Source organism: Nocardia coffeae (genome assembly GCF_019890715.1).
Lineage (GTDB): Bacteria > Actinomycetota > Actinomycetes > Mycobacteriales > Mycobacteriaceae > Nocardia > Nocardia jiangxiensis.
Map to the genome: position 1 here is coordinate 236,158 of NZ_JAINZY010000004.1, position 20,601 is coordinate 256,758.

General features: G+C 68.4%; 18 protein-coding genes. 14 read left to right on the forward strand and 4 right to left on the reverse strand.

The annotated features are described in order from the left end of the window. Window positions 1-36: 36 nt before the first annotated feature. The 13 genes from K7711_RS17905 to holA all read left to right on the forward strand — a co-directional run bounded on the left by K7711_RS17905 (window position 37) and on the right by holA (window position 14,071). Window positions 37-1,353, forward strand: a complete 1,317-nt coding sequence (locus K7711_RS17905) for a glutamate-5-semialdehyde dehydrogenase (protein ID WP_222970557.1) — start codon at window positions 37-39, stop codon at window positions 1,351-1,353. Window positions 1,354-1,497: 144 nt separating this feature from the next. Beyond that, a complete protein-coding gene (locus tag K7711_RS17910) occupies window positions 1,498-2,397 on the forward strand; it encodes an AAA family ATPase (RefSeq protein WP_067890863.1) in 900 nt (299 codons plus the stop codon). Then, window positions 2,397-3,851 carry a vWA domain-containing protein gene (locus K7711_RS17915; RefSeq protein WP_222970558.1) on the forward strand — a complete coding sequence of 485 codons (1,455 nt, stop codon included), beginning with the start codon at window positions 2,397-2,399 and terminating at the stop codon, window positions 3,849-3,851. Before K7711_RS17910 ends, K7711_RS17915 begins: the two co-directional genes overlap by 1 nt. Window positions 3,852-3,914: 63 nt before the next feature. Further along, window positions 3,915-5,906, forward strand: a complete 1,992-nt coding sequence (locus tag K7711_RS17920; protein ID WP_222970559.1) for a hypothetical protein — start codon at window positions 3,915-3,917, stop codon at window positions 5,904-5,906. Continuing rightward, window positions 5,903-6,088: a hypothetical protein gene (locus K7711_RS17925; protein ID WP_222970560.1), complete on the forward strand. Its 186-nt coding sequence runs from the start codon at window positions 5,903-5,905 to the stop codon at window positions 6,086-6,088. The genes K7711_RS17920 and K7711_RS17925 overlap by 4 nt, the downstream gene beginning before the upstream one ends. Before the next feature lie 107 nt (window positions 6,089-6,195). Next, window positions 6,196-6,807 carry a nicotinate-nucleotide adenylyltransferase gene (gene nadD / locus K7711_RS17930; RefSeq protein WP_235747425.1) on the forward strand — a complete coding sequence of 204 codons (612 nt, stop codon included), beginning with the start codon at window positions 6,196-6,198 and terminating at the stop codon, window positions 6,805-6,807. Further along, complete coding sequence (gene rsfS / locus K7711_RS17935; RefSeq protein WP_040820339.1) at window positions 6,807-7,199, forward strand: ribosome silencing factor; 393 nt, start codon at window positions 6,807-6,809, stop codon at window positions 7,197-7,199. Before nadD ends, rsfS begins: the two co-directional genes overlap by 1 nt. A gap of 78 nt (window positions 7,200-7,277) precedes the next feature. Next, the gene (locus K7711_RS17940; RefSeq protein ID WP_040820340.1) at window positions 7,278-7,937 is read left to right on the forward strand and encodes a histidine phosphatase family protein; all 660 of its coding nucleotides are present in this window, start codon (window positions 7,278-7,280) and stop codon (window positions 7,935-7,937) included. A 796-nt stretch (window positions 7,938-8,733) separates the two neighbouring features. Beyond that, window positions 8,734-9,483, forward strand: coding sequence for a diglucosylglycerate octanoyltransferase (octT, locus tag K7711_RS48935; protein ID WP_308014830.1), 750 nt, complete (start codon window positions 8,734-8,736; stop codon window positions 9,481-9,483). A gap of 27 nt (window positions 9,484-9,510) precedes the next feature. Next, entirely contained in the window at window positions 9,511-10,353 is an 843-nt protein-coding gene (locus tag K7711_RS17950) for a DegV family protein (protein ID WP_222970562.1), read from the forward strand. Window positions 10,354-10,506: 153 nt separating this feature from the next. Then, window positions 10,507-11,448, forward strand: coding sequence for a ComEA family DNA-binding protein (locus K7711_RS17955; RefSeq protein WP_222970563.1), 942 nt, complete (start codon window positions 10,507-10,509; stop codon window positions 11,446-11,448). 104 nt (window positions 11,449-11,552) lie between these two features. Then, entirely contained in the window at window positions 11,553-13,034 is a 1,482-nt protein-coding gene (locus K7711_RS17960; protein WP_308014805.1) for a ComEC/Rec2 family competence protein, read from the forward strand. Between the two features lie 65 nt (window positions 13,035-13,099). Then, window positions 13,100-14,071 carry a DNA polymerase III subunit delta gene (holA, locus tag K7711_RS17965; protein ID WP_308014806.1) on the forward strand — a complete coding sequence of 324 codons (972 nt, stop codon included), beginning with the start codon at window positions 13,100-13,102 and terminating at the stop codon, window positions 14,069-14,071. A 274-nt stretch (window positions 14,072-14,345) separates the two neighbouring features. Here the strand turns inward: holA and rpsT are convergent, their stop codons facing one another. The 4 genes from rpsT to K7711_RS17985 form a co-directional block, all read right to left on the reverse strand. Then, a complete protein-coding gene (rpsT, locus tag K7711_RS17970; RefSeq protein ID WP_040820425.1) occupies window positions 14,346-14,609 on the reverse strand; it encodes a 30S ribosomal protein S20 in 264 nt (87 codons plus the stop codon). 218 nt (window positions 14,610-14,827) lie between these two features. Continuing rightward, window positions 14,828-15,397 carry a type II toxin-antitoxin system PemK/MazF family toxin gene (locus K7711_RS17975; RefSeq protein ID WP_222970565.1) on the reverse strand — a complete coding sequence of 190 codons (570 nt, stop codon included), beginning with the start codon at window positions 15,395-15,397 and terminating at the stop codon, window positions 14,828-14,830. A 60-nt stretch (window positions 15,398-15,457) separates the two neighbouring features. Then, window positions 15,458-16,840: a glucarate dehydratase gene (gene gudD, locus K7711_RS17980; RefSeq protein WP_222970566.1), complete on the reverse strand. Its 1,383-nt coding sequence runs from the start codon at window positions 16,838-16,840 to the stop codon at window positions 15,458-15,460. A gap of 32 nt (window positions 16,841-16,872) precedes the next feature. Then, the gene (locus tag K7711_RS17985; protein WP_222970567.1) at window positions 16,873-18,237 is read right to left on the reverse strand and encodes an MFS transporter; all 1,365 of its coding nucleotides are present in this window, start codon (window positions 18,235-18,237) and stop codon (window positions 16,873-16,875) included. A gap of 315 nt (window positions 18,238-18,552) precedes the next feature. On the opposite strand from K7711_RS17985, the gene lepA reads away from it, so the two are divergent. Then, complete coding sequence (lepA, locus tag K7711_RS17990) at window positions 18,553-20,412, forward strand: translation elongation factor 4 (RefSeq protein ID WP_372460153.1); 1,860 nt, start codon at window positions 18,553-18,555, stop codon at window positions 20,410-20,412. The last annotated feature ends 189 nt before the right edge of the window (window positions 20,413-20,601 follow it).

Consider the following 20,601-nt stretch of genomic DNA (forward strand, 5'->3'; position numbering starts at 1 on the left):
GGTGGGATGTATCACCCGGTCAGTACGCTGGTCGACATGACAGCATCGCGTAGTGATTCGTTGACGGGCGGCGGTCGGGTGACGGATGGTCCCACTCCCACTGCCCCGGATCTCGACGACGTCCGCACGGCGGTGCACGACGCGGCTCGCCGTGCCCGGGTGGCCTCGCGCACGCTCGCCCGGCTGACCACCGCCGAGAAGAACGACGCGTTGCAGGCGTGCGCCGATGCCCTCCTCGCCGCCGCGGACCGGGTGCTCGCGGCCAATGCCGACGACATCGAGACCGCCCGCGCCGGCGGCACCGCCGATTCGCTGCTGGACCGGTTGCGCCTGACCTCGGCCCGGGTCGACGGCATCGCCGCGGGCCTGCGTCAGGTCGCGGGCCTGCCGGATCCGGTCGGCGTGGTGATCCGCGGTTCCACGCTGCCCAACGGTCTGGAGATCCGTCAGGTGCGAGTGCCGCTCGGTGTGGTCGGCATGGTCTACGAGGCGCGGCCCAACGTCACGGTCGACGCGTTCGGCCTGGCGCTCAAATCCGGTAACGCCGCGCTGCTGCGCGGCTCGTCCTCGGCGGCGCGCTCGAATGCCGCCCTGGTCGAGGTGCTGCGCGATGCGCTTGTCGCACAGGGACTTCCGGCCGACGCGGTGCAACTGCTGCCGAGTCACGACCGCTCCAGCGTCACCCATCTGATCCAGGCGCGCGGCCTGGTCGACGTGGTGATCCCGCGCGGTGGCGCCGGGCTGATCGAGGCCGTCGTGCGCGACGCGCAGGTGCCCACCATCGAGACCGGCACCGGTAACTGCCACGTCTACGTGCACTCCGCCGCCGATCTGGATATGGCCGAGTCGATCCTGCTCAACGCCAAGACCAGGCGGCCGAGCGTGTGCAACACCGCCGAGACGGTGCTGATCGACCGGGCCGTTGCCGAGGCCGCCGTGCCCCGGCTGATCGGTGCGCTCGAGGGCGTGGGCGTCACCGTGCACGGTGATCTGCCGGGACTGGTGCCCGCCACCGAGGAGGACTGGGCGCAGGAGTATCTGTCGCTGGACATCGCGTTGCAGGTCGTCGACGACCTGGACGCGGCCGTCGAACACATCAATCGGTGGGGTACCGGCCACACCGAGGCCATCGTCACCGCGGATCTGCGCGCCGCGCGCGAGTTCACCGATCGCGTGGACGCGGCCGCGGTCATGGTGAACGCGTCCACCGCGTTCACCGACGGCGAGCAGTTCGGCTTCGGCGCGGAGATCGGCATCTCGACCCAGAAGTTGCACGCCCGCGGCCCGATGGGGCTGCCCGAACTCACCTCCACCAAGTGGATCGTGTGGGGAGACGGCCAGGTCAGGCCATGAGGCGAGGCGCATGACGGCGACAGCACCCTTACCGTCGAGGTGACGTTACCGATGGGTAAGTTACGTTTGTACGGTATACAGTCGAGTAGCGGCCGATAGGGCCGACGGGAGTGGCCGCCCACTTCGCAAGGATGGAGTCCAACAGTGCAGACCCCGGTGCACGAACCGATCTTCGCGTCGGTCGAGGATGTGATCTCCCGCCTCGCCACGACCGGCTACCTGTCCGACAAGGCGACCGCGACCTCGGTATTCCTCGCCGATCGCCTGGGCAAACCCCTACTCATCGAAGGTCCGGCCGGTGTCGGTAAGACCGAGCTGTCCCGCGCGGTCGCGCAGGTCGCGGGCGCGGAACTGGTCCGGCTGCAGTGCTACGAGGGCATCGACGAGGCGCGGGCGCTGTACGAGTGGAATCACGCCAAGCAGATCCTGCGGATCCAGGCCGGGGCGGCCGGAGCCGAGTCCGGTACGGCCGAGAACGGTTGGGCGGAAACGAAATCCGACGTGTTCAGCGAGGAGTTCCTGCTCTCTCGCCCGCTGCTGACCGCGATCCGGCGCAGCGATCCCACGGTGCTGCTGATCGACGAGGCGGACAAGGCCGATGTCGAGATCGAGGGCCTGATGCTCGAGGTGCTCAGCGATTTCGCGGTCACCGTCCCGGAACTGGGCACCATCACCGCCACCCGCACCCCGTTCGTGGTGCTGACCTCCAACGCCACCCGTGAGCTGTCCGAGGCGCTCAAGCGCCGCTGCCTCTACCTGCACATCGACTTCCCCGACGAGGAGCTCGAACGGCGCATCCTGGCCAGCCGGGTGCCCGAACTCAAACCGGCGGTCGCCGCGCAGCTGGTGCGGATCGTGCACGTGCTGCGCGGTATGCAGCTCAAGAAGCTGCCCTCGGTGGCGGAGTCGATCGACTGGGGCCGCACGCTGCTGGCTCTGGGCCTGAAGGATCTGGACGACAGGTCCGTGCGCGCCACCCTCGGCGTGGTGCTCAAACATCACAGCGATCACCAGCGTGCGCTGGCCGAGTTGAAGCTGGCCTGATGTTCGGCGGCAAAGCCCGAACGCCCGGAACGGAACGCCCGCCCGCCGACCTCCCGGACGCGGCGCCGCACGGGCTGTCCGGGCATCTGGTCGGCTTCGTGGAGGCGTTGCGCGCCAGGGGAATTCCGGTCGGTCCCTCGGAGACGGTGGACGCCGGGCAGGTCATCGCGGTCCTGGATCTGATGGACCGCGAGATGGTGCGCGAGGGCCTGGCCTGCGCGCTGCTGCGCCGCACCACCCAGCGCGCCACCTTCGACGGCCTGTTCGACCTGTGGTTCCCCGCTGCGCTCGGCGAGCGCACCGGTGCGGACGAGGTGGAGATCCCGCGTCGGCCCGACGGCGAGGTCGACATCCTCGAACTGCGAAAGATGCTGGCCGAGTTGCTCGTCGCGGATCCCTCCGGCGAGCGGACCCAGCAGTTGCAGCAGCTCGCCGCGCAGATGGTCGAGCAGATGGGACAGTATCGATCGGCCAACGGCCCGTCGTTCTCCGCCTATCAGACGCTCAAGGATGTGCAGCCCGAACTGCTGGTGAGCAAGTTGCTCGCGGGATTGGCCGCGGGAGTGGACGATTCGGATTTCGGTTCGGAGGTCGCGCGCCGGGCCGCGCGGGCGCGGGTCAAGGAGTTCCGCGGCACCGTGGAGGCCGAGACCCGGCGCCGGGTGGCCGAGCGGATCGGCCGCGAACGCGTCGCCACCTACGGCGTGCAGCGACAGGCCGAGGATGCGGATTTCCTGCGCATCTCCGAGAACGAACTGGCCGAGCTGCGGCGCAGCAGTCAGCGTCTGGCCCGGGTGCTGGCCTCCCGGCTGGCCGCGCGCCGTCGTCGCGCCCGGCGCGGGGAGATCGATCTGCGCAAGACGTTGCGGCGGTCGATGTCCACCGGCGGGGTGCCGATCGATCTCGCCTCGCGCAAACCGCGTCCCGGACGTCCGGATCTGGTTCTGCTGTGCGATATCTCGGGCTCGGTGGCGGGATTCTCCAGTTTCACCATGTTGCTGGTGGACGCGTTGCGCGAACAGTTCTCCCGGGTGCGGATCTTCGCGTTCGTGGATCGCGCCGACGAGGTGACGCACCTGTTCGATCAGGTGACGCCGCTGGATCAGGTGACTCGGCGCATCTTCACCGAGACCAAGGTGGTGGGCATCGAGGGGCACTCGGATTACGGTGCCGCCCTGGAAGGATTCGCCGAACAGTGGCCGGACGCGGTCACCAGCCGCACCTCGCTGCTGATTCTCGGCGACGCGCGCACCAACTATCGCGATCCCGCGCTCGATACTCTTCGCCGTCTCGCCGATACCGCCAAACATGCGTACTGGCTCAATCCCGAGGCGGAAAAGTCCTGGGGCACAGGTGATTCTGCCGCCAAACGGTATGCGGAGATCGTCGAGATGTACGAATGCCGGTCGGCCCGGCAGCTGACCGCCGTCGTCGGGGGACTGCTCCCGATCTGAGCGGCGGGGTGATCATTAGCTTTTATTAAGCGCACCGCATGAGCGGGTAGCGATCATCCACGCATGGATTCGGCGGAGATCAGGCACGCACTCACCCGTGCCCGCACGGTACCCGAGGGCCGTGAGCGCACCCGGTGCCTGGAAGCCCTCGCCGCGACCGCGCGCATCGGCGCCGATCGCGCAGCGGAGGCGGAGGTGCTGCTGGACCTGGTGCAGGCGTACACGTATGCGGGAGAACGGGATCTGGCGCCCATCGCCATCGTCCGGCTGCTGCGGATCTTCGACGAGCATCCCGATGCCACCGCGGAGTTGTCGCGTTCGGTGCACTGGTACATGAAATGGATGACCAGCGACCTGATCGACAATCCGGCGGTTCCGCTGGGTACCGTCCGCCGCTGGTTCGGCGAACTCGAAAACCGCTATCGCGCGGCGGGATACAGCCTGCGCCCGGTACTGAAGCTGCGATCGATCCTGGCCCGGGACCTCGGTGACTACGAGGAGGCCGCGCGGTTGCGCGCCCTCGCACTCGATGCCCCGCGGGATGAGATGACCGATTGTGAAGCGTGCGAATGTAATTGGGCGGGATCGCTGTCGGTCGCCATGGACGCGGACGTCGATGCGCTGCGTCGGTGGGCTCCGGTGCTGGACGGTAGGCGGCGGTGTGCGCACGAGCCGCACCGGGTCAGTGCGCACGCCCTGCTGCCGCTGGTGCGAACCGGCGGTTTCGATGCGGCCCGTGCCGCGCACCTCACCGGATACCCATTGGTCAGAGGCGTTCTCGGACTACGTCACGCGGTGGCTCAGCACATCGAGTTCTGTGCGCTGACCGGTAACGAGGCGCGCGGTCTGGACATCCTCGCCGAGCACATCGACTGGCTGACCGACGGCGCCGCGGACGCGAATCTGCGACTGGAATTCCTCACCGGCGTCTGCGTACTGCTGCGGCGGCTGGTCGAACTGGGACGCGCCGACGTGCGGATCGGCAAGAGCGCCGCCGCGCCGCTGCTGGAGACGCTCACCGCGGAGATCTACGGACTGTGCGCCCGATACGACGCTCGCAACGGCACCGATTCGATCAGCAGGTCTGTACGCGCACGGCTGGACCGGGCTCCCCTCGTGGACCATCTGCCGCTGGGAGTTCGTGCCGCGGTCGATGTGCGGCCGCCGATCCGGCCCACCGCGCCGACCGCGAGGTCCGGACCACGGCCCGAGGCCGAGCGGCTGGCCGAAGTGGCCGTCGCCCGGCTGGGAGTGGATCCGGCCGGGGCCGAGCAGCGCCTGCGCCGGGCACTCGAGGCGGGCGCGTCGGTACTGCCCGGCGAGCAACTGGCCCGGTTGAGTTCGCTGCTGGTGACCGCGATCTCGGGACAGCGCGGACGCGAATCCGCCCTGGCCGACGCGGCGCTCGTCGCGGCCTGGCGGTGGGAGCCGCTCTCGGCCGTCGACACACTGCATCACACCCTGGTCGCGGCGCGCGCCTATCACCGCGCCGAGCGGCACGGCGAGGCTGCGGCGCTGTTCGAGCAGCCGCTGGCCTTGGAGTCCGGTTCGTCCGGACAAGCCCTGCCCGACACCGCGATTCCCTATCCGCCGACCGAGATCGCGCTGATCCGAAAACAATTCGGGGAATCGCTCAACGCGCTGAACCGATACCACGACGCCGCCGCGCAATTCGCCGAGGCTGCCCGGCTGATCGAGCACGATCCGCAGCAGCGCGGGCTCACCGCGGAACTGGTGCACGCCGAGGCCGCGGCGCTGTCGGTATGCGGCCGCGACGCCGACGCACTCGTCGCGTATCTGCGGGCCGCGGATCTGTTCGAGACCCTCGAGCGCGTCGGTCCGCGAGCGCGCAGTCTGCGTTCGGCGGCATGGCTGCAGTTCTGGGGCGGGGAATCGGTCGCGGCGGCACAGCGCGTCGGATTGGCGACCATGCGGACTCTGCTGGAAGATCTGGAGCGGCTCGCACGGATCGCATCCTCAGCGGAGGTACGCGGTGAACTCCTGCAGACCCGCCGACAGCTCGACACGATGCGAGAGGAGGCGAGCGCGATATGACCGGCATGGCGCCCCGCGCGGCCCTGGTGCTGGTGATCCTCGCGGTGATCGGCGCATGTCTGTGGGCCGGCTCCGGATCGGCCTCCTGCACCGCGACCCAGTCCGGACATCACCACCGGACGTCCGTGGTCCGGGTGGAACGCTGCGCGGCGGCGGGATTCAGGTCGCTGGTACACCGCTGAGCGCCGCCCCCGAGCGCCCGCGACGGGCGGGGAGTGACACGCCAGGGAAACGCCGCCCAGTAAGCTCGGCAGTCGTGCAAGAAACAGGCCGGCGCAAACTGGGCGTGATGGGCGGAACCTTCGATCCCGTCCACCATGGACACCTGGTCGCTGCCAGCGAGGTCGCGCATCGTTTCGAGCTCGACGAGGTGATCTTCGTCCCCACCGGCGAGCCCTGGCAGAAGTCCGGTAAGCAGGTCAGTCCGCCCGAGGACCGCTATCTCATGACGGTCATCGCCACCGCGTCCAATCCGCGGTTCTCGGTGAGTCGCGCGGACATCGACCGCGGCAAGGTCACCTACACCGTCGACACCCTGCGTGACCTCAAGGAACAGCATCCCGACGCGGAGCTGTACTTCATCACCGGTGCGGACGCACTGTCCAGCATCCTCACATGGCAGGATTGGGCCGAACTGTTCGAACTGGCGAAGTTCGTCGGGGTGAGCCGTCCGGGGTACGAACTGAACACCGATCATCTGGAGAAGCATCTGCAGGGCAGCCCGCCCGACGCGGTGACCGTGATCGAGATCCCGGCATTGGCGATCTCCTCGAGCGAGTGCCGTCGCCGGGCCGCCGAAGGCAGGCCGGTGTGGTACCTGGTGCCGGACGGGGTCGTGCAGTACATATCGAAGCGGCATCTGTACGTGCCGGTAGGGAACGGGAAGGTAGGCCGGGCGTAATGACAGCATCCGCCGAAGCGGTGCAGATGGCACAGGTGGCCGCGCGCGCTGCCGACGACAAGCTGGCCACCGATGTGGTCGTGCTCGACGTGTCCGAACAGTTGGTGATCACGGACTGCTTCGTCATCGCGTCCGCACCCAACGAGCGACAGGTCAACGCGATCGTCGACGCCGTCGAGGAGCAGCTACGCCTGGCCGGGCACAAGCCGGTGCGCCGGGAGGGCACCCGGGAGGGGCGCTGGGTGCTACTGGACTACGTCGAGGTGGTGGTGCACATCCAGCACAGCGACGAGCGCGATTTCTATGGGCTGGAACGGCTTTGGAAGGATTGCCCGCAGGTGCCGGTCGAGGGGGTCGGCGAGGCCCGGACGGCGGATGGATCGCCCGAGTGACCGACGGATCCGCGGCGGCGTGTTCGAGGACACGGCGTCCGGTGGTCGGCTCGGCGTCGGAGACGGATACGGATACAGATGACTAAGCACGTCGGCGTTCGCCGGTTGATCCTGCTGCGGCACGGCCAGACCGAATGGAATGCTGCCGACCGCATGCAGGGCCAGTACGACACCGATCTCAGCGAACTGGGTCGTCGGCAGGCCAAGGACGCGGCCCGCGAACTGATGGGGATCGAGCCGATCGCGCTGATCTCCTCGGATCTGCGTCGCGCCTTCGACACCGCCGGCGCCCTGGCCGATCACAGCGATCTGGACGTGGTGCCCGATCAGCGGCTGCGCGAGACCCGGCTCGGCGACTGGGAGGGCCTGACCCATATCGAGGTGGACGCACGCTATCCCGGTGCGCGCCAACGGTGGCGGCTGGATGCTTCGTTCACCCCGCCCGGTGGTGAGAGCAAGCTCGAGGTGGGCGCGCGGGCACTGCCGGTGGTACGCGAATTGTTCGACGCGCGCGCCGACTGGCCCGGCCGTACGATCATCCTCGTCGCGCACGGCGGGTTGATCGCGGCTCTGACCGCCGCGCTGCTCGAACTGCCTGCGGCGAACTGGCCCGTCCTGGGTGGACTGGCGAATACCAGCTGGGTGCAGCTCAGCAGTCACGGTCCGAGCATCGAGCAGCCCGGGTGGCGGCTGGATGTATGGAACGCGGCGGCGAAGGTAGCACCTGATGTCCTCTGAGAAACCCACCCCGAACGACCGGGACGATGCGACCCGGCAGGTCTCGGACGAATTGCTGCGCAAGGCGTCCGAAGGGCCGGTCCGGCATCTGCCGGACGCGCTGTTCGGCGGGCCCGCGCCCGCTCGGCCCGGTGACGTATCGGCCGGTGGTGACACACCCGCACCCGAGCAGGGCGGGACCGTTTCCGACGAACTGCTGCGCAAGGCGTCCGGCGGGCCCGTGCGGCATCTGCCGGACCTGCTGTTCGGCGGGCCCGCGCCGGAACCGGCTGCGTCGGAACCGAACTCGGGGGCGAACGAGGACGGACACGTCGGTTCGGAGACTGCTCCGGGTGATTCCGAGGGAGATACCGGACCGCCCGGGGTGTCGGTGAATATCGAAACCGCTGTGGTCGCTGGTGATTCCGGTGATCCGGTGTTGCCTGCCGAGTCCGGGCCGGATACCCGCCTCGCGGCGGATTCCGTTGCTGACCTGGCAGATTCGAGCGTCGGTTCGCCGAGTATCGGTAGATCGTCCGATGCCGGGGAAGTGACAGCGGACGAGGCTGACGCTTCGGTGGATGCGGAACGCGCCGGCTCCCTATCGGCTGAGTCGGTGAATACCGTTGTTCTCGAGGGTGAGCCGGAAGTCGTTGGCGAGTCGTCCGAGGCCGGTTCCGGGTCCTCGGACGAGGTTGCACAGCTCCCATCACTCGATGTGGAGTTGGGATCCGGTTCGGGCGAGAGTGATTCGGCTGAGGAGGTCGAGGTCGCGGACGACGCGGATGCTCCGGCCGTCGCCGAGACCGGCTCCGCGGTGAGTAGCAGCGCCGAGCCGGAGTCGGTGGCCGAGGGATCCCGGCGGCCGGTGCTGTTGGTGATCGCCGACTCGCTGGCCTATTTCGGCCCCAAGGGCGGGCTGCCTGCCGATGATCCGCGCATCTGGCCGAACCTGGTTGCGGCGGAGCTGGATTGGGACGTCGAGCTGATCGGCCGGATCGGCTGGACCTGCCGCGACGCGTACTGGGCGCTGATCGGCGACCCGCGGGTGTGGGCCGCGGTGCCGCGGGCCGGTGCGGTGGTCTTCGCGACCGGCGGGATGGACTCGCTGCCCTCGCCGCTGCCGACCGCACTGCGTGAGTTGATTCGCTACGTGCGGCCGCCCGCGGTGCGGCGGCGCGTGCGCGACGGCTACAACTGGTTGCAGCCGCGGTTGTCGAAACTGGGCCGGCCGGTGGCGTTGCCGCCGCAGGTGAGCATCGACTACCTCGAACAGTGCCGTAACTCGCTGGCGCAGTTGCGTCCCGAGTTGCCGGTGGTGGGTGTGCTGCCGTCGGTGCACGACTGCGAGGCGTACGGCCGGGTGCACACCGGGCGCGAGCCCGCGGTGCGGGCGTTGCGCGAATGGTCCGCGAAAACCGCTGTGCCACTGGTGGATCTGGGGGAGGCGGTGCGCGACAACGTCTTCCACGGCGAGTCGAATCCGGATGGCATCCACTGGGGTTGGGAAGGGCACACCGCGGTCGCGCGGGCGATGGTGAAGGTGATCTCGGAGGTGAGTTGCTGACGATGCGGACCGGAGGGCGCTGAGGCGATGTCCGTAGTTGTGGTGACCGATTCCTCCGCGAGCCTGCCTGCCGATCTGGTGGCGGACCTGGGCATTCTCGTGGTGCCGCTGCATGTGCTGGTGGACGACCGTGAAATTCGCGAGGGCGTGGACGAATGCGCTATCGACTACGCCTCGGCGACGGTGAGCACTTCGGCCGCCTCGCCGGGTGAGCTGCGCGCCGTCTACGAGCGCGCGCTGGAACTCAGCGGCGGCGATGGCGTTGTGGCCGTACATATTTCCCGTCAGCTCTCGGCGACCTGGGAGGCCGGGCGACAGGCCGTGCTCGACATGGACGCCGCCGACCGGGTTCGTCTGGTGGATTCGCTCGGCGCCGGGCTGGGCACCGGGCTGCCGGTCCTGGCCGCCGCGCGCCGCGCCGAGGCCGGTGCGCCGCTGGACATCGTCTACGACTCGGCGGTCGCCGCGGCCGGTCGGGGCCGGGCGTTCATCATGGTCAACCGCACCGAGCAGTTGCGTCGCGGCGGGCGGCTCAGCAGTGCGGCCGCGTTCTTCGGCACCGAGTTGGTGACCAAACCCCTGCTGCAGATGGTCGAGGGCCGCCTCGAATTGCGCGAGAAGGCCCGTACCAGGTCCAAGGCCTACGCGAAACTCGTTGCCGCAGCGGTGGATGCGGCCGGAGAGGCGGGCGCGGCGATCGCCGTCCAGCACCTCGCTGCCCCCGACGCCGCCGTCACGCTCGCCACCCAGCTCCACGAACTGATCCCCGACATCCGCGAATTGATCACTGCGGAATTCGGCCCGACCCTCGGGGTGCACCTGGGTTCGGGTGCGGTCGGTGTACTGGTGGTTCCCGGCGGCTGCGGCTGACCTCGGGGCGTGGTTCTCGGCATCAGCACAGGGGACCGACATACGCGGGTCCGGTCGGGTGCGTTGTCCACAGCCGATCGGTTGTCCACAGGGGAGTTGTAACCGCAGGTCGGCGCGGTAGCGGGTGGTGGTGTCGGTCCTACGGTGGCTGGCATGGCGCGGGATGACGAGCGGATGCGGGTTCGAGAGCGGCTGGGGGCGCTCGATGGGCAGGTCCCCGGTCGGCGGGCGGTGCGCGGGGGACGGTGGGATGCCGAGGAGGTCGAGTTCGAGGAGTCCGATGGGGATGGTGAGCCGTCCGGGGGATGGGACGACGAGGTGTCCGGGGTGCCGAATACCCCGCACTGGCTGAGCGAGCCGGTGGGCAGCGTCTCGCTGTGGCACGAGCGGCTGGTGCCCGAGCGGTTTCGCGGCGTCCGGCTGCATCCGGGGCGGCGCGGGGTGCTGGTTCTCGCGGTAGTCGGGGTTGCCGCGGTGCTGGTGGCTGTTCTGGCGACGCAGCAGGAAAGCCCTGTCGCACAGCCGGTTCCACCTCTGCCGATGGTGCAGACCTCGGACGTAGCGGCCGTACCCGCCGCATCCCGCACATCGGCCGAGACCACCACGTCCGCGCCTCCACCCAGCCGACCGGCGGAGCTGGTGGTGAGCGTGGTCGGACTGGTGGAACACGTCGGTCTGCTGCACCTTCCGGCCGGCTCCCGGGTCGCCGATGCGGTGGCGATCGCGGTGGCCAGGGACGGCGCCGATCTGGCACGCCTGAATCTCGCGCGACGACTGGCCGACGGCGATCAGATCATCGTCGGCGCACTGAGCCCGAACGAGGGCGCACCGCAACTCGGCAGCGCCGTGATATCCGGCAGCGAACACCCGCTGGACACCTCCGGCACCTCCTCGGCCCCTGCGGCCAAGGTGAATCTCAACACCGGCACCGAATCCGAACTGGACGAACTCCCCGGCGTAGGCCCCGCCACGGCCCGCAGCATCATCGCCTGGCGCACTGAACACGGCCCCTTCACCACCATCGACCAACTCGCCGAAATCCCGGGCCTGGGCCAATCCCGCCTCAACCGTCTCCGCGACCTGGTGACGCTATGACCCCGCCCCAGGCTTGCACCGGAGATGGGGCGGGTGGGTTGGTGCCGACGGTGTTGGATGCGCGGTTGGTTCCTGCGGCTGTGATGTGTTGGGGGATAACGGTTGTGACTGTGCTGGCGGGATGGTGGGTGGGGGTGATGGTGGTGGGTGTGTTGGTCGGGGTGGCGATGGTGGTGGGGGTGGGGGCGGTTCGGGTTCGCCGGGGCGGGTGGCGGATGGCTGCCGCGGTGCTGTTGGCCGCGCTGGTCGCGGGGGCGGGGTTCGGGATCGCGGCGGCGTGGCGCGAGTACCGGGTTGCGACGCATCCGTTGCGGACGGCGGCGGTGGGTACCTATCTGACGGTGATCGCCGTGCCGACCGATGATCCGAAACCGTTGCCCGCCAAATCCTTCGGCGGTCGGCAGTGGATGGTCGAGGCGGATCTGCGGGAGTATCGGCACGGTACGGTGCCGGTGCGGGCGGGTGGTGCGGTGATCGTGCTCGCCGCGCAGCCCGGGTGGCCGGGACTGCTGCCTGGGCAGGTGGTGCGATTCCGGGCGCGTCTGGATCGGCCGTGGCGGCGCGATCTCACGGTGGCGGTGCTTCGGGCGCAGGGGCCACCGGTCACCGTCGAGCGCGCGCCGTGGTGGCAGCGCGCGGCCGGATCGGTTCGCGCGAACTTCGCCGCGGCGGCCTCGCACGCCCTGCCGCGCACCGAGGCCGGGCTGCTGCCGGGGTTGGTCGACGGTGACGTATCCCGGCTGCCCGATCAGGTGCGCGAGGATTTCCAGCACACCGAGCTCTCGCATCTGGTGGCCGTGTCGGGCACGAATGTGACGATTGTGCTTGCCACAGTGATGATTTCGATGCGTCTGCTGACCATCGATCCTCGCGTCGGCGCGGTGCTCGCGGCACTGGCTCTGATCGGTTTCGTCGTTCTGGCGCGGCCCTCGCCGACGGTGCTGCGCGCGGCGGTGATGGGTGGTGTGGCCGTGCTCGCGGTGCTGCTCGGTCGTCGCAAGCAAGCCCTGCCCGCGCTGTGCGGTGCGACGATCGGGTTGATCGGGTGGTCTCCGGAGCTGGCCCTGGACATCGGGTTCGCGCTGTCGGTACTGGCGACGGTCGGGCTGATCGTGCTGGCGCCGCGATGGTCGCACTGGCTCGAGGAACGTGGCTGGCGGCGCGGTCCGGCCGAGGCCGTCGGCGTCGCCACGGCGGCCTTCCTGCTGACCGCCCCACTGATCGTCGCACTGACCGGACGGGTCGGGCTGCTCGCCATCGTTGCGAATCTGCTGGTGGAGCCGGTGATCGCACCGATCACGGTGATCGGTGCGCTCGGCGCGGTGCTGTCCTGTGCCTGGCTGCCCGCGGGGGTACTGGTGTTGCGACTGACCGGACCACCGCTGTGGTGGCTGTTGTTCGTCGCCGAACATGGTGCGTCGCTGGGTATCTCGGTGTCGCTACCGGACGGGCCGCGGGGCGGATTCGCCCTCGCGATACTGGTCGGCGGCCTGCTGATCCTGTTCCACCGCATCACCCGCCCGCCGGATCCGTCAGGGGCCGATCCACCCGAAGAGCGGTCGCAGGACAGCCGTGCCGCCCGGTGACGCTCGCCGAACCCTTGCGGCGGCGAGGTGCGGCGGTGTCGGTGGCTCACCGTAGGATGCGGGACGTGACCGATCGTCCTGCCTCCGTCCATCTCGTGCTCGGTGAGGAAGAGTTGCTCATCGAGCGCGCGGTCGCCTCGATCGTCTCCGGCGTGCGTGCGGACGCCCCGGATCCCGAAGCGCTACCGGTGGATCGGTTGCGGGCCGGTGATGCGAGCACCGCCGAGCTGGCCGAGTTGCTGAGCCCGTCGCTGTTCGCCGAGGACAGGGTGATCGTCCTGGAGTCCGCGGCCGAGGCGGGCAAGGATGCGGTCGGGGTCATCACCAGCGCTGCGGCGGAGCCGCCCGAGGGCGTGGTTCTGGTCATCCTGCATTCCGGCGGCGGTCGCGCCAAGGCGCTGGCTCCGGCGCTGCAGAAGGCTGGTGCGGTCACGCACAACTGCGCCAAGATCAGTAAGGCCGGTGAGCGGGTCGAGTTCGTGCGCAACGAATTCCGGTCCGCGGGTCTGCGGGTCCAGGCAGAGGTGGTGCAGGCGATGCTGGAGGCGGTCGGCTCGGATCTGCGCGAGCTCGCCGCGGCCTGTTCCCAGCTCGCTGCCGACACCGGCGGCAAGGTCGATATCGCCGCGGTGCGTCGCTACTACTCGGGCCGGGCGGAGGTGACCGGATTCGATGTCGCGGATCTGGCCGTCGCGGGCGATCGTCCCGCCGCGATGGAGGCGCTGCGCTGGGCCACCGACCGCGGCGTGCCCGCGGTCCTGCTCGCCGACGCCCTCGCCGATTCGGTGCACACCATCGCCCGGGTCGGCTCGGCCGGTCGCGGCGACCCGTTCAAACTCGCCTCTCAGCTCGGCATGCCCCCGTGGAAAGTGAAGAAGGCACAGGGCCAGGCCCGCGGCTGGACAGCCGCGACGATCGGTTCGGCCCTGCAGATCGTCGCCACCCTCAATGCCGACGTCAAGGGCGGGGCCGCCGACACGACGTACGCCCTCGAACACGCCCTGTCCACCATTCTGGACCTACACGGCGTTGCCTGAGTCCCACCCGTTTGCACGCTGAGTCCCACCCATCGGCGGTTCGGCTGCGGTTCGGCTCCCGGATCGCGGGCAGGTAATCCTTCCCGGTCGCGGGCGAGTCACCGCCGATCTCGATGCCGCAGCTCCCCGCCCCGGTCGATCACGGCACGCAAAGTTCGATCCCGGGTCAGAACGAATGCTGCAAGCACGACAAAAGCCGCCGTGGTCGTCTGCTTTCACAGACCCTCTGCCACGGCGGCGGTAAAGCGTATGCGGTAGGTACTACCGCGAAGAATCAGCCGATCTTGTTGAACGCCAGCGCCAGCGCCGACTTCTTGTTGGCGGCCTGGTTGGCGTGGATGACGCCCTTGGAGGCGGCCTTGTCCAGGCTGCGGCTCGCGGTGACGAGCAGGTCCTTGGCCTGGTCCTTCTCACCGGCCGCGGCGGCCTCGCGGAACTTGCGGATGGAGGTGCGCAGCGCGGACTTCACCGACTGGTTGCGCAGACGCGCCGCCTCGTTGGTGCGGATCCGCTTCATCTGGGACTTGATGTTGGCCACGCGTAGTTCCTCTGATTCCTGTCGTTTGTGTGGTGTGTTCTGTACTACCGGGAAGTCTCTGGGCGCACTACGTCGAAAACCGTGATGCTCGGGTAGCGCCGCACCGACGATCGAGACTACCAGCCGGGTGGACTCCGAGTGAAATCGCCCTGGTCGGACGTTTACTACGGACGGAACTGTATCGAAATCAGGAGAATGCCGCCAACTTCCGGCCCGGCTCACTGCCAGTGATACTCCCGGCACAGTCGATGCGCGACGATGTCGAAGGTCCGGCGCGGCAGGATCGCCCCCTCGCGCCGGATGCCCTCCTCGGGCACGTCGAGTACGCGATCCAGCCGCACCCAACTCGTCCGGCCCTGGTAATCCCAAGGGCCCGAACCGATCTCGACCCAATGGTGATCGCGCGAACGTTCCGGATTCGAGGAGAGCATCAACCCGAGCAGAGTGTTCCCGGCGCGGCCGACGACCAGCACCGGGCGGTCCTTGCCCTCGTTCGGGTTCTCTTCGAACGGCACCCAGGTCCAGACGATTTCGCCGGGATCGGCCCGCCCGTCCAGACGCGGGCAGTAGACCACCTGACGGGCCCGCTCGTGCGTCGGCACCGGAACCGATGCCGTCGGCCGCACCGCCACACCGGGCGGACGGCGTTTGCCCACCGCCCGATCCCACATCGTGGAGCGCTGCATCCGATCGACCAGCTTGGGCGCCTGCTGTCGGACGATCCGAGGGCCCTGTTCCCGGGCAAGGGTTCCCAACTGCTTGCCTAGTGAGCTCCACGTACCGGCCATAGTCCGCGAGCATAACGGCCGATTCCACGGTTCTCATCCCGCCTGGTCGCAGCGAACCGCCTAGCGGCACAGTGCGGGACGTTTGCTGTCGAACTGCCAGTCCGGGATCAGGTATCGCATGGCGCGGGCGTCGTCGCGCGCGCCCAGCCCTTCGCGCAGATACAGCTCGTGCGCCGCCTCGACCCGTTCGAGGTCCAGCTCCACGCCCAGGCCGGGCGCGTCGGGGACGGTGAGCTGTCCGTCACGGATGGTCAGCGGATCGACGGTGATGCGCTGGCCGTCCTGCCAGATCCAGTGCGTATCGATGGCGGTGATCTCGCCCGGCGCCGCCGCGGCAACATGAGTGAACATGGCCAGCGACACGTCGAAGTGGTTGTTGGAGTGCGAGCCCCAGGTCAGGCCCCAGGCATCGCAGAGTTGCGCGACGCGCACCGAACCGGCCATCGTCCAGAAATGCGGGTCGGCGAGTGGGATGTCGACCGCGTTCGAGCGGATGGCGTGGCCCATCTCACGCCAATCGGTGGCGATCATGTTCGTGGCGGTCGGCAGGCCGGTGGCGCGTTTGAATTCGGCCATCACTTCGCGGCCGGACAGCGTGCCCTCCGGGCCGACGGGATCCTCGGCGTAGGCGAGGACGTCGCGCAGATCCCGTGCGGTGCGCACCGCCTCGTCCAGGAGCCAGCCGCCGTTGGGGTCCAGGGTGATCCGGGCCTCGGGGAACCGTTCGGCGAGTGCGCGGACCGCGGCGGCCTCCTCGGCGGGCGCCAGGACACCGCCCTTCAGTTTGAAATCGGCGAATCCGTAGCGGGCCTGCGCGGCCTCGGCCAGGCGCACCACCGCTTCGGGCGTGAGCGCCTGCTCGTGCCGCAGGCGCAGCCACTCGTCCGCGTCCGCGGCCTCGTCGGCGGGACCGCGATAGGCCAGGTCGGTCCGGTTCCGATCCCCGACGAAGAACAGATATCCCAGCGCCCGCACCCGGCTGCGCTGCTGGCCCTCGCCGAGCAGCGCGGCGACGGGTACATCCAGATGCCGTCCGAGCAGGTCCAGCAGCGCCGATTCCACCGCCGTGACCGCGTGGACGGTGACTCGCAGATCGAAGGTCTGCGCTCCGCGCCCGCCCGCGTCACGCTCGCCGAAGGTGCGCCGGATGTCGGCCAGGACCGCATGGTGATCGCCGATGCGCCGCCCCACCACCAGCTCGCGCGAGTCCTCGAGGGTACGCCGGATGGGTTCGCCGCCCGGCACCTCGCCGACACCGGTATTGCCGTCGGAATCGGTGAGTATCAACAGATTTCGAGTGAAGTACGGCGAGTGCGCCCCGCTGAGATTCAGCAGCATGCTGTCGTGTCCGGCGATCGGGACCACGCGCATCTCGGTGACGACGGGGATCGCGGCGGAGCGGGGTGCCGGGTGGGATCGGGTAGTCGCGGAGGACACGGTCATGAACAACTTTCTGTCCGATGGGTGGGCGAGGATCAGGCAGGGGTGGGTTCACCGCTGTCGAAACGGGGTGTGGACTCGGTCGCGCCGGATGCGGCGGCCGGTCCGCCGAGTCGATGACGCCGGATCAACAGAACCGACGCCGCGGCGAGCGCGGAGGCCGCGGCCAGCGCGTACAGCCCCCAGGTCACTGTGCCGGTGGCCGATTTGATCAGGCCGAAGCCGTAGGGCGCGACGAAGCCGCCCAGATTGCCGAGCGAATTGATCACCGCGATGGCCGGCGCCAGTACCAGCGGATGCAGGGTGGACTGTGGAATGGACCAGAACAGCGGGCTCGCGCTCTTGAAGCCCATTGCCGCGACGCACAGGAAGATCAGTGCAGGCCAGGGCGAGACCACCGCTGCCAGATAGGTGCCCACGGCTGCGGTGAGCAGGGAGCCGATCAGCAACGGACGACGATTACCGCGGCGGTCGCCGATCCGGGCGGTGAGATACATCGCGACGACGGCGCTGAGCCAGGGCAGCGCGGAGAGCAGTCCGACGGTGATGTCACCGAGACCGTGGATACGTCGCACGATGGTCGGCAGCCAGAAGGTGTTGGCGTAGATCGAGAGCTGAATGGCGAAGTAGATCCAGCAGAACAGCAGCATCTGCGGATCGGCCAGCATCCGCCACCGGGAGAGGGTGCGTTTGTCGGAGGTGGCCACGATGCGCTGCTCCTCGGCCTCGACCGCCTCGGACAGGGCGGTCCGTTCGGCGTCGCTGAGCCATCGGGCATCGGCGATCCGGGAATCCAGCAGCAGGTACGCGATCACGCCGACGACGACCGACAGCAGCCCTTCGATACCGAACATCCACTGCCAGCCGTGCACACCCAGCAGTCCGTTCATGGTGAGCAGCGGTCCCGAGATGGGGCCGGACACCGCAGCGGCCACCGAGGATCCGGCGACGAACAGTGCGGTCGCCCGCCCACGGTGCGCGTTGGGCAGCCATTTGGCCAGATAGAAGATCACCGCGGGGAAGAAACCCGCCTCGGTCGCGCCGAGCAGGAAGCGCAGGGCGTAGAACATCTCGGCATTGCGGACGAAGACCATGGCGGCCGCGACCAGGCCCCAGGTGACCATGATCCGGGTCAGCCAGATTCGCGCGCCGAATTTCTCCAGCATCATATTGCTGGGCAACTCGAATATCGCGTACGCGACGAAGAAGATGCCCGCTCCGAAACCGTATGCGGCCGCGCCGATTCCGACGTCCGCCTCCAGGTATTTGGTGGCGTATCCGATGTTGGCGCGGTCGAGTTGATTGCAGATCAGCATGATGATCAGCAGTGGGACGACGCGGCGGAAGAATTTGCTCACCGCCGAGTCCAGGGGCGTCGCGGAATTGCGAGTGAACGCCATCGTCCACTCCTTTCGATCCGGGAAATACGGCGCGTAATGCGCCGCGAACCCGTGAAATGAATGTCCGGACCGCGAGTGACTCGCCTCACGCCCCGACGACATTACGGCCGGTCACTGATGCCTGTCCAACACCGATGATGAATAGTCCGATGCACGCACGGTATCGAATTCTCGAGGCGTCTCGGTATATGCGATCCGAGATATGCGATCCGAACCGGCCGTGCCGCCGGTTTGCGCACTGCCGCGGCCAGTTCGGACCTCGGGGTCGGGTCGGTGCGGGCTCGTGGGATCATGGATGCCGCCTGAATACCCTTCGTGACCAGGAGCCCAGTGCCCAGCTTCGCCGATACCACGTTTACCGATCCGTCGCAAATTCGGAATTTCTGCATCATCGCGCACATCGACCACGGGAAGTCGACCCTGGCCGATCGCATGCTGCAGCTCACCGGAGTTGTCGAGGAGCGGGCGATGCGCGCGCAGTACCTGGACCGGATGGATATCGAGCGTGAGCGCGGTATCACCATCAAGGCCCAGAACGTGCGGCTGCCCTGGTCCGTCGACGGTTCGGACTATGTCCTGCACCTGATCGACACTCCCGGTCACGTGGACTTCACCTATGAGGTGTCCCGGGCGCTCGAGGCGTGTGAGGGTGCGATCCTGCTGGTCGATGCGGCGCAGGGCATCGAGGCGCAGACGCTGGCCAATCTCTACCTGGCGCTGGACAAGGATCTGACGGTCATTCCGGTGCTGAACAAGATCGACCTGCCCGCCGCCGACCCGGACCGCTACGCGGCCGAGATCGCCCACATCGTCGGCTGCGAGCCCGAGGACGTGCTGCGCGTGTCCGGCAAGACCGGCGTCGGCGTGACCGAGCTGCTCGATGCGGTGATCGAGCAGATCCCGGCGCCGGTGGGCGCGGCGGACGCTCCGGCTCGCGCGATGATCTTCGACTCGGTCTACGACACCTACCGCGGCGTGGTCACCTACGTGCGTGTGGTCGACGGCAAGCTCACCCCGCGCCAGAAGATCAAGATGATGTCCACCGGTGCGACCCACGAACTGCTCGAGATCGGCATCGTCTCCCCGGAGCCCAAGCCGACGCAGGGCCTGGGCGTCGGCGAGGTGGGATACCTCATCACCGGGGTGAAGGATGTGCGGCAGTCGAAGGTCGGCGATACCGTCACCACCGCCCGCGACGGCGCGTCCGAGGCCCTGGCCGGATATCAGGACCCGCGCCCGATGGTCTACTCGGGCCTGTACCCGGTCGACGGCTCGGACTATCCGGACCTGCGTGACGCGCTGGAGAAGCTGCAGCTCAACGATGCCGCCCTGACCTACACCCCGGAAACCTCGGTGGCGCTGGGCTTCGGCTTCCGCTGCGGCTTCCTGGGCCTGCTGCACATGGAGATCACCCGCGAACGCCTGCAGCGCGAATTCGGTCTGGACCTGATCTCCACCGCACCGAACGTGGTCTACCGCGTGGTGCTCGAGGACGGCGCCGAACATGTGGTGACCAACCCGTCGTACTGGCCCGAGGGCAAACTGCGGCACGTGTACGAGCCGGTGGTCAAGTGCACGGTGATCGCGCCGAGTGAATTCATCGGTTCGATCATGGAGCTGTGCCAGTCCCGGCGCGGTGAACTCGGCGGCATGGACTATCTGTCCGAGACCCGCGTCGAGATGCGGTACACGCTGCCGATGGCGGAGATCATCTTCGACTTCTTCGACTCGCTCAAATCCCGCACCCGCGGTTACGCGAGCCTGGACTACGAGGAGGCCGGTGAGCAGGAAGCCGATCTGGTGAAGGTCGACATCCTGTTGCAGGGCGAGGCCGTGGACGCGTTCTCCGCGATCGTGCACCGCGACGCCGCGCAGGCCTACGGCCACAAGATGACCACCAAACTGCGCGAACTCATTCCGCGGCAGCAGTTCGAGGTGCCCATCCAGGCGGCCATCGGCTCGAAGATCATTGCGCGCGAGAACATCCGGGCGATCCGCAAGGACGTGCTGGCCAAGTGCTACGGCGGTGACATCAGCCGCAAGCGGAAACTGCTGGAGAAGCAGAAGGAGGGTAAGAAGCGAATGAAGACGATCGGACGTGTCGAGGTTCCGCAGGAGGCCTTCGTCGCCGCGTTGTCGACCGAGGCCGGATCGGACAAACCGAAGGGCAAATAGCCTCCGGCCGGTGTGCTCGTTCTGATCGCGGGATCGGGCGGGGATGTTTCCGGTCGTTCGGTCCGCTCTGCCGGTCGATATCGGGGCTTTCGAATCGAACCGCGCACTGGCACCCTGGTGTGGCGCACCATGATCCGGTATTCACCGTGCCTGGAGGATGTGACAGCCGGTCCATCCGGAAATATGGTG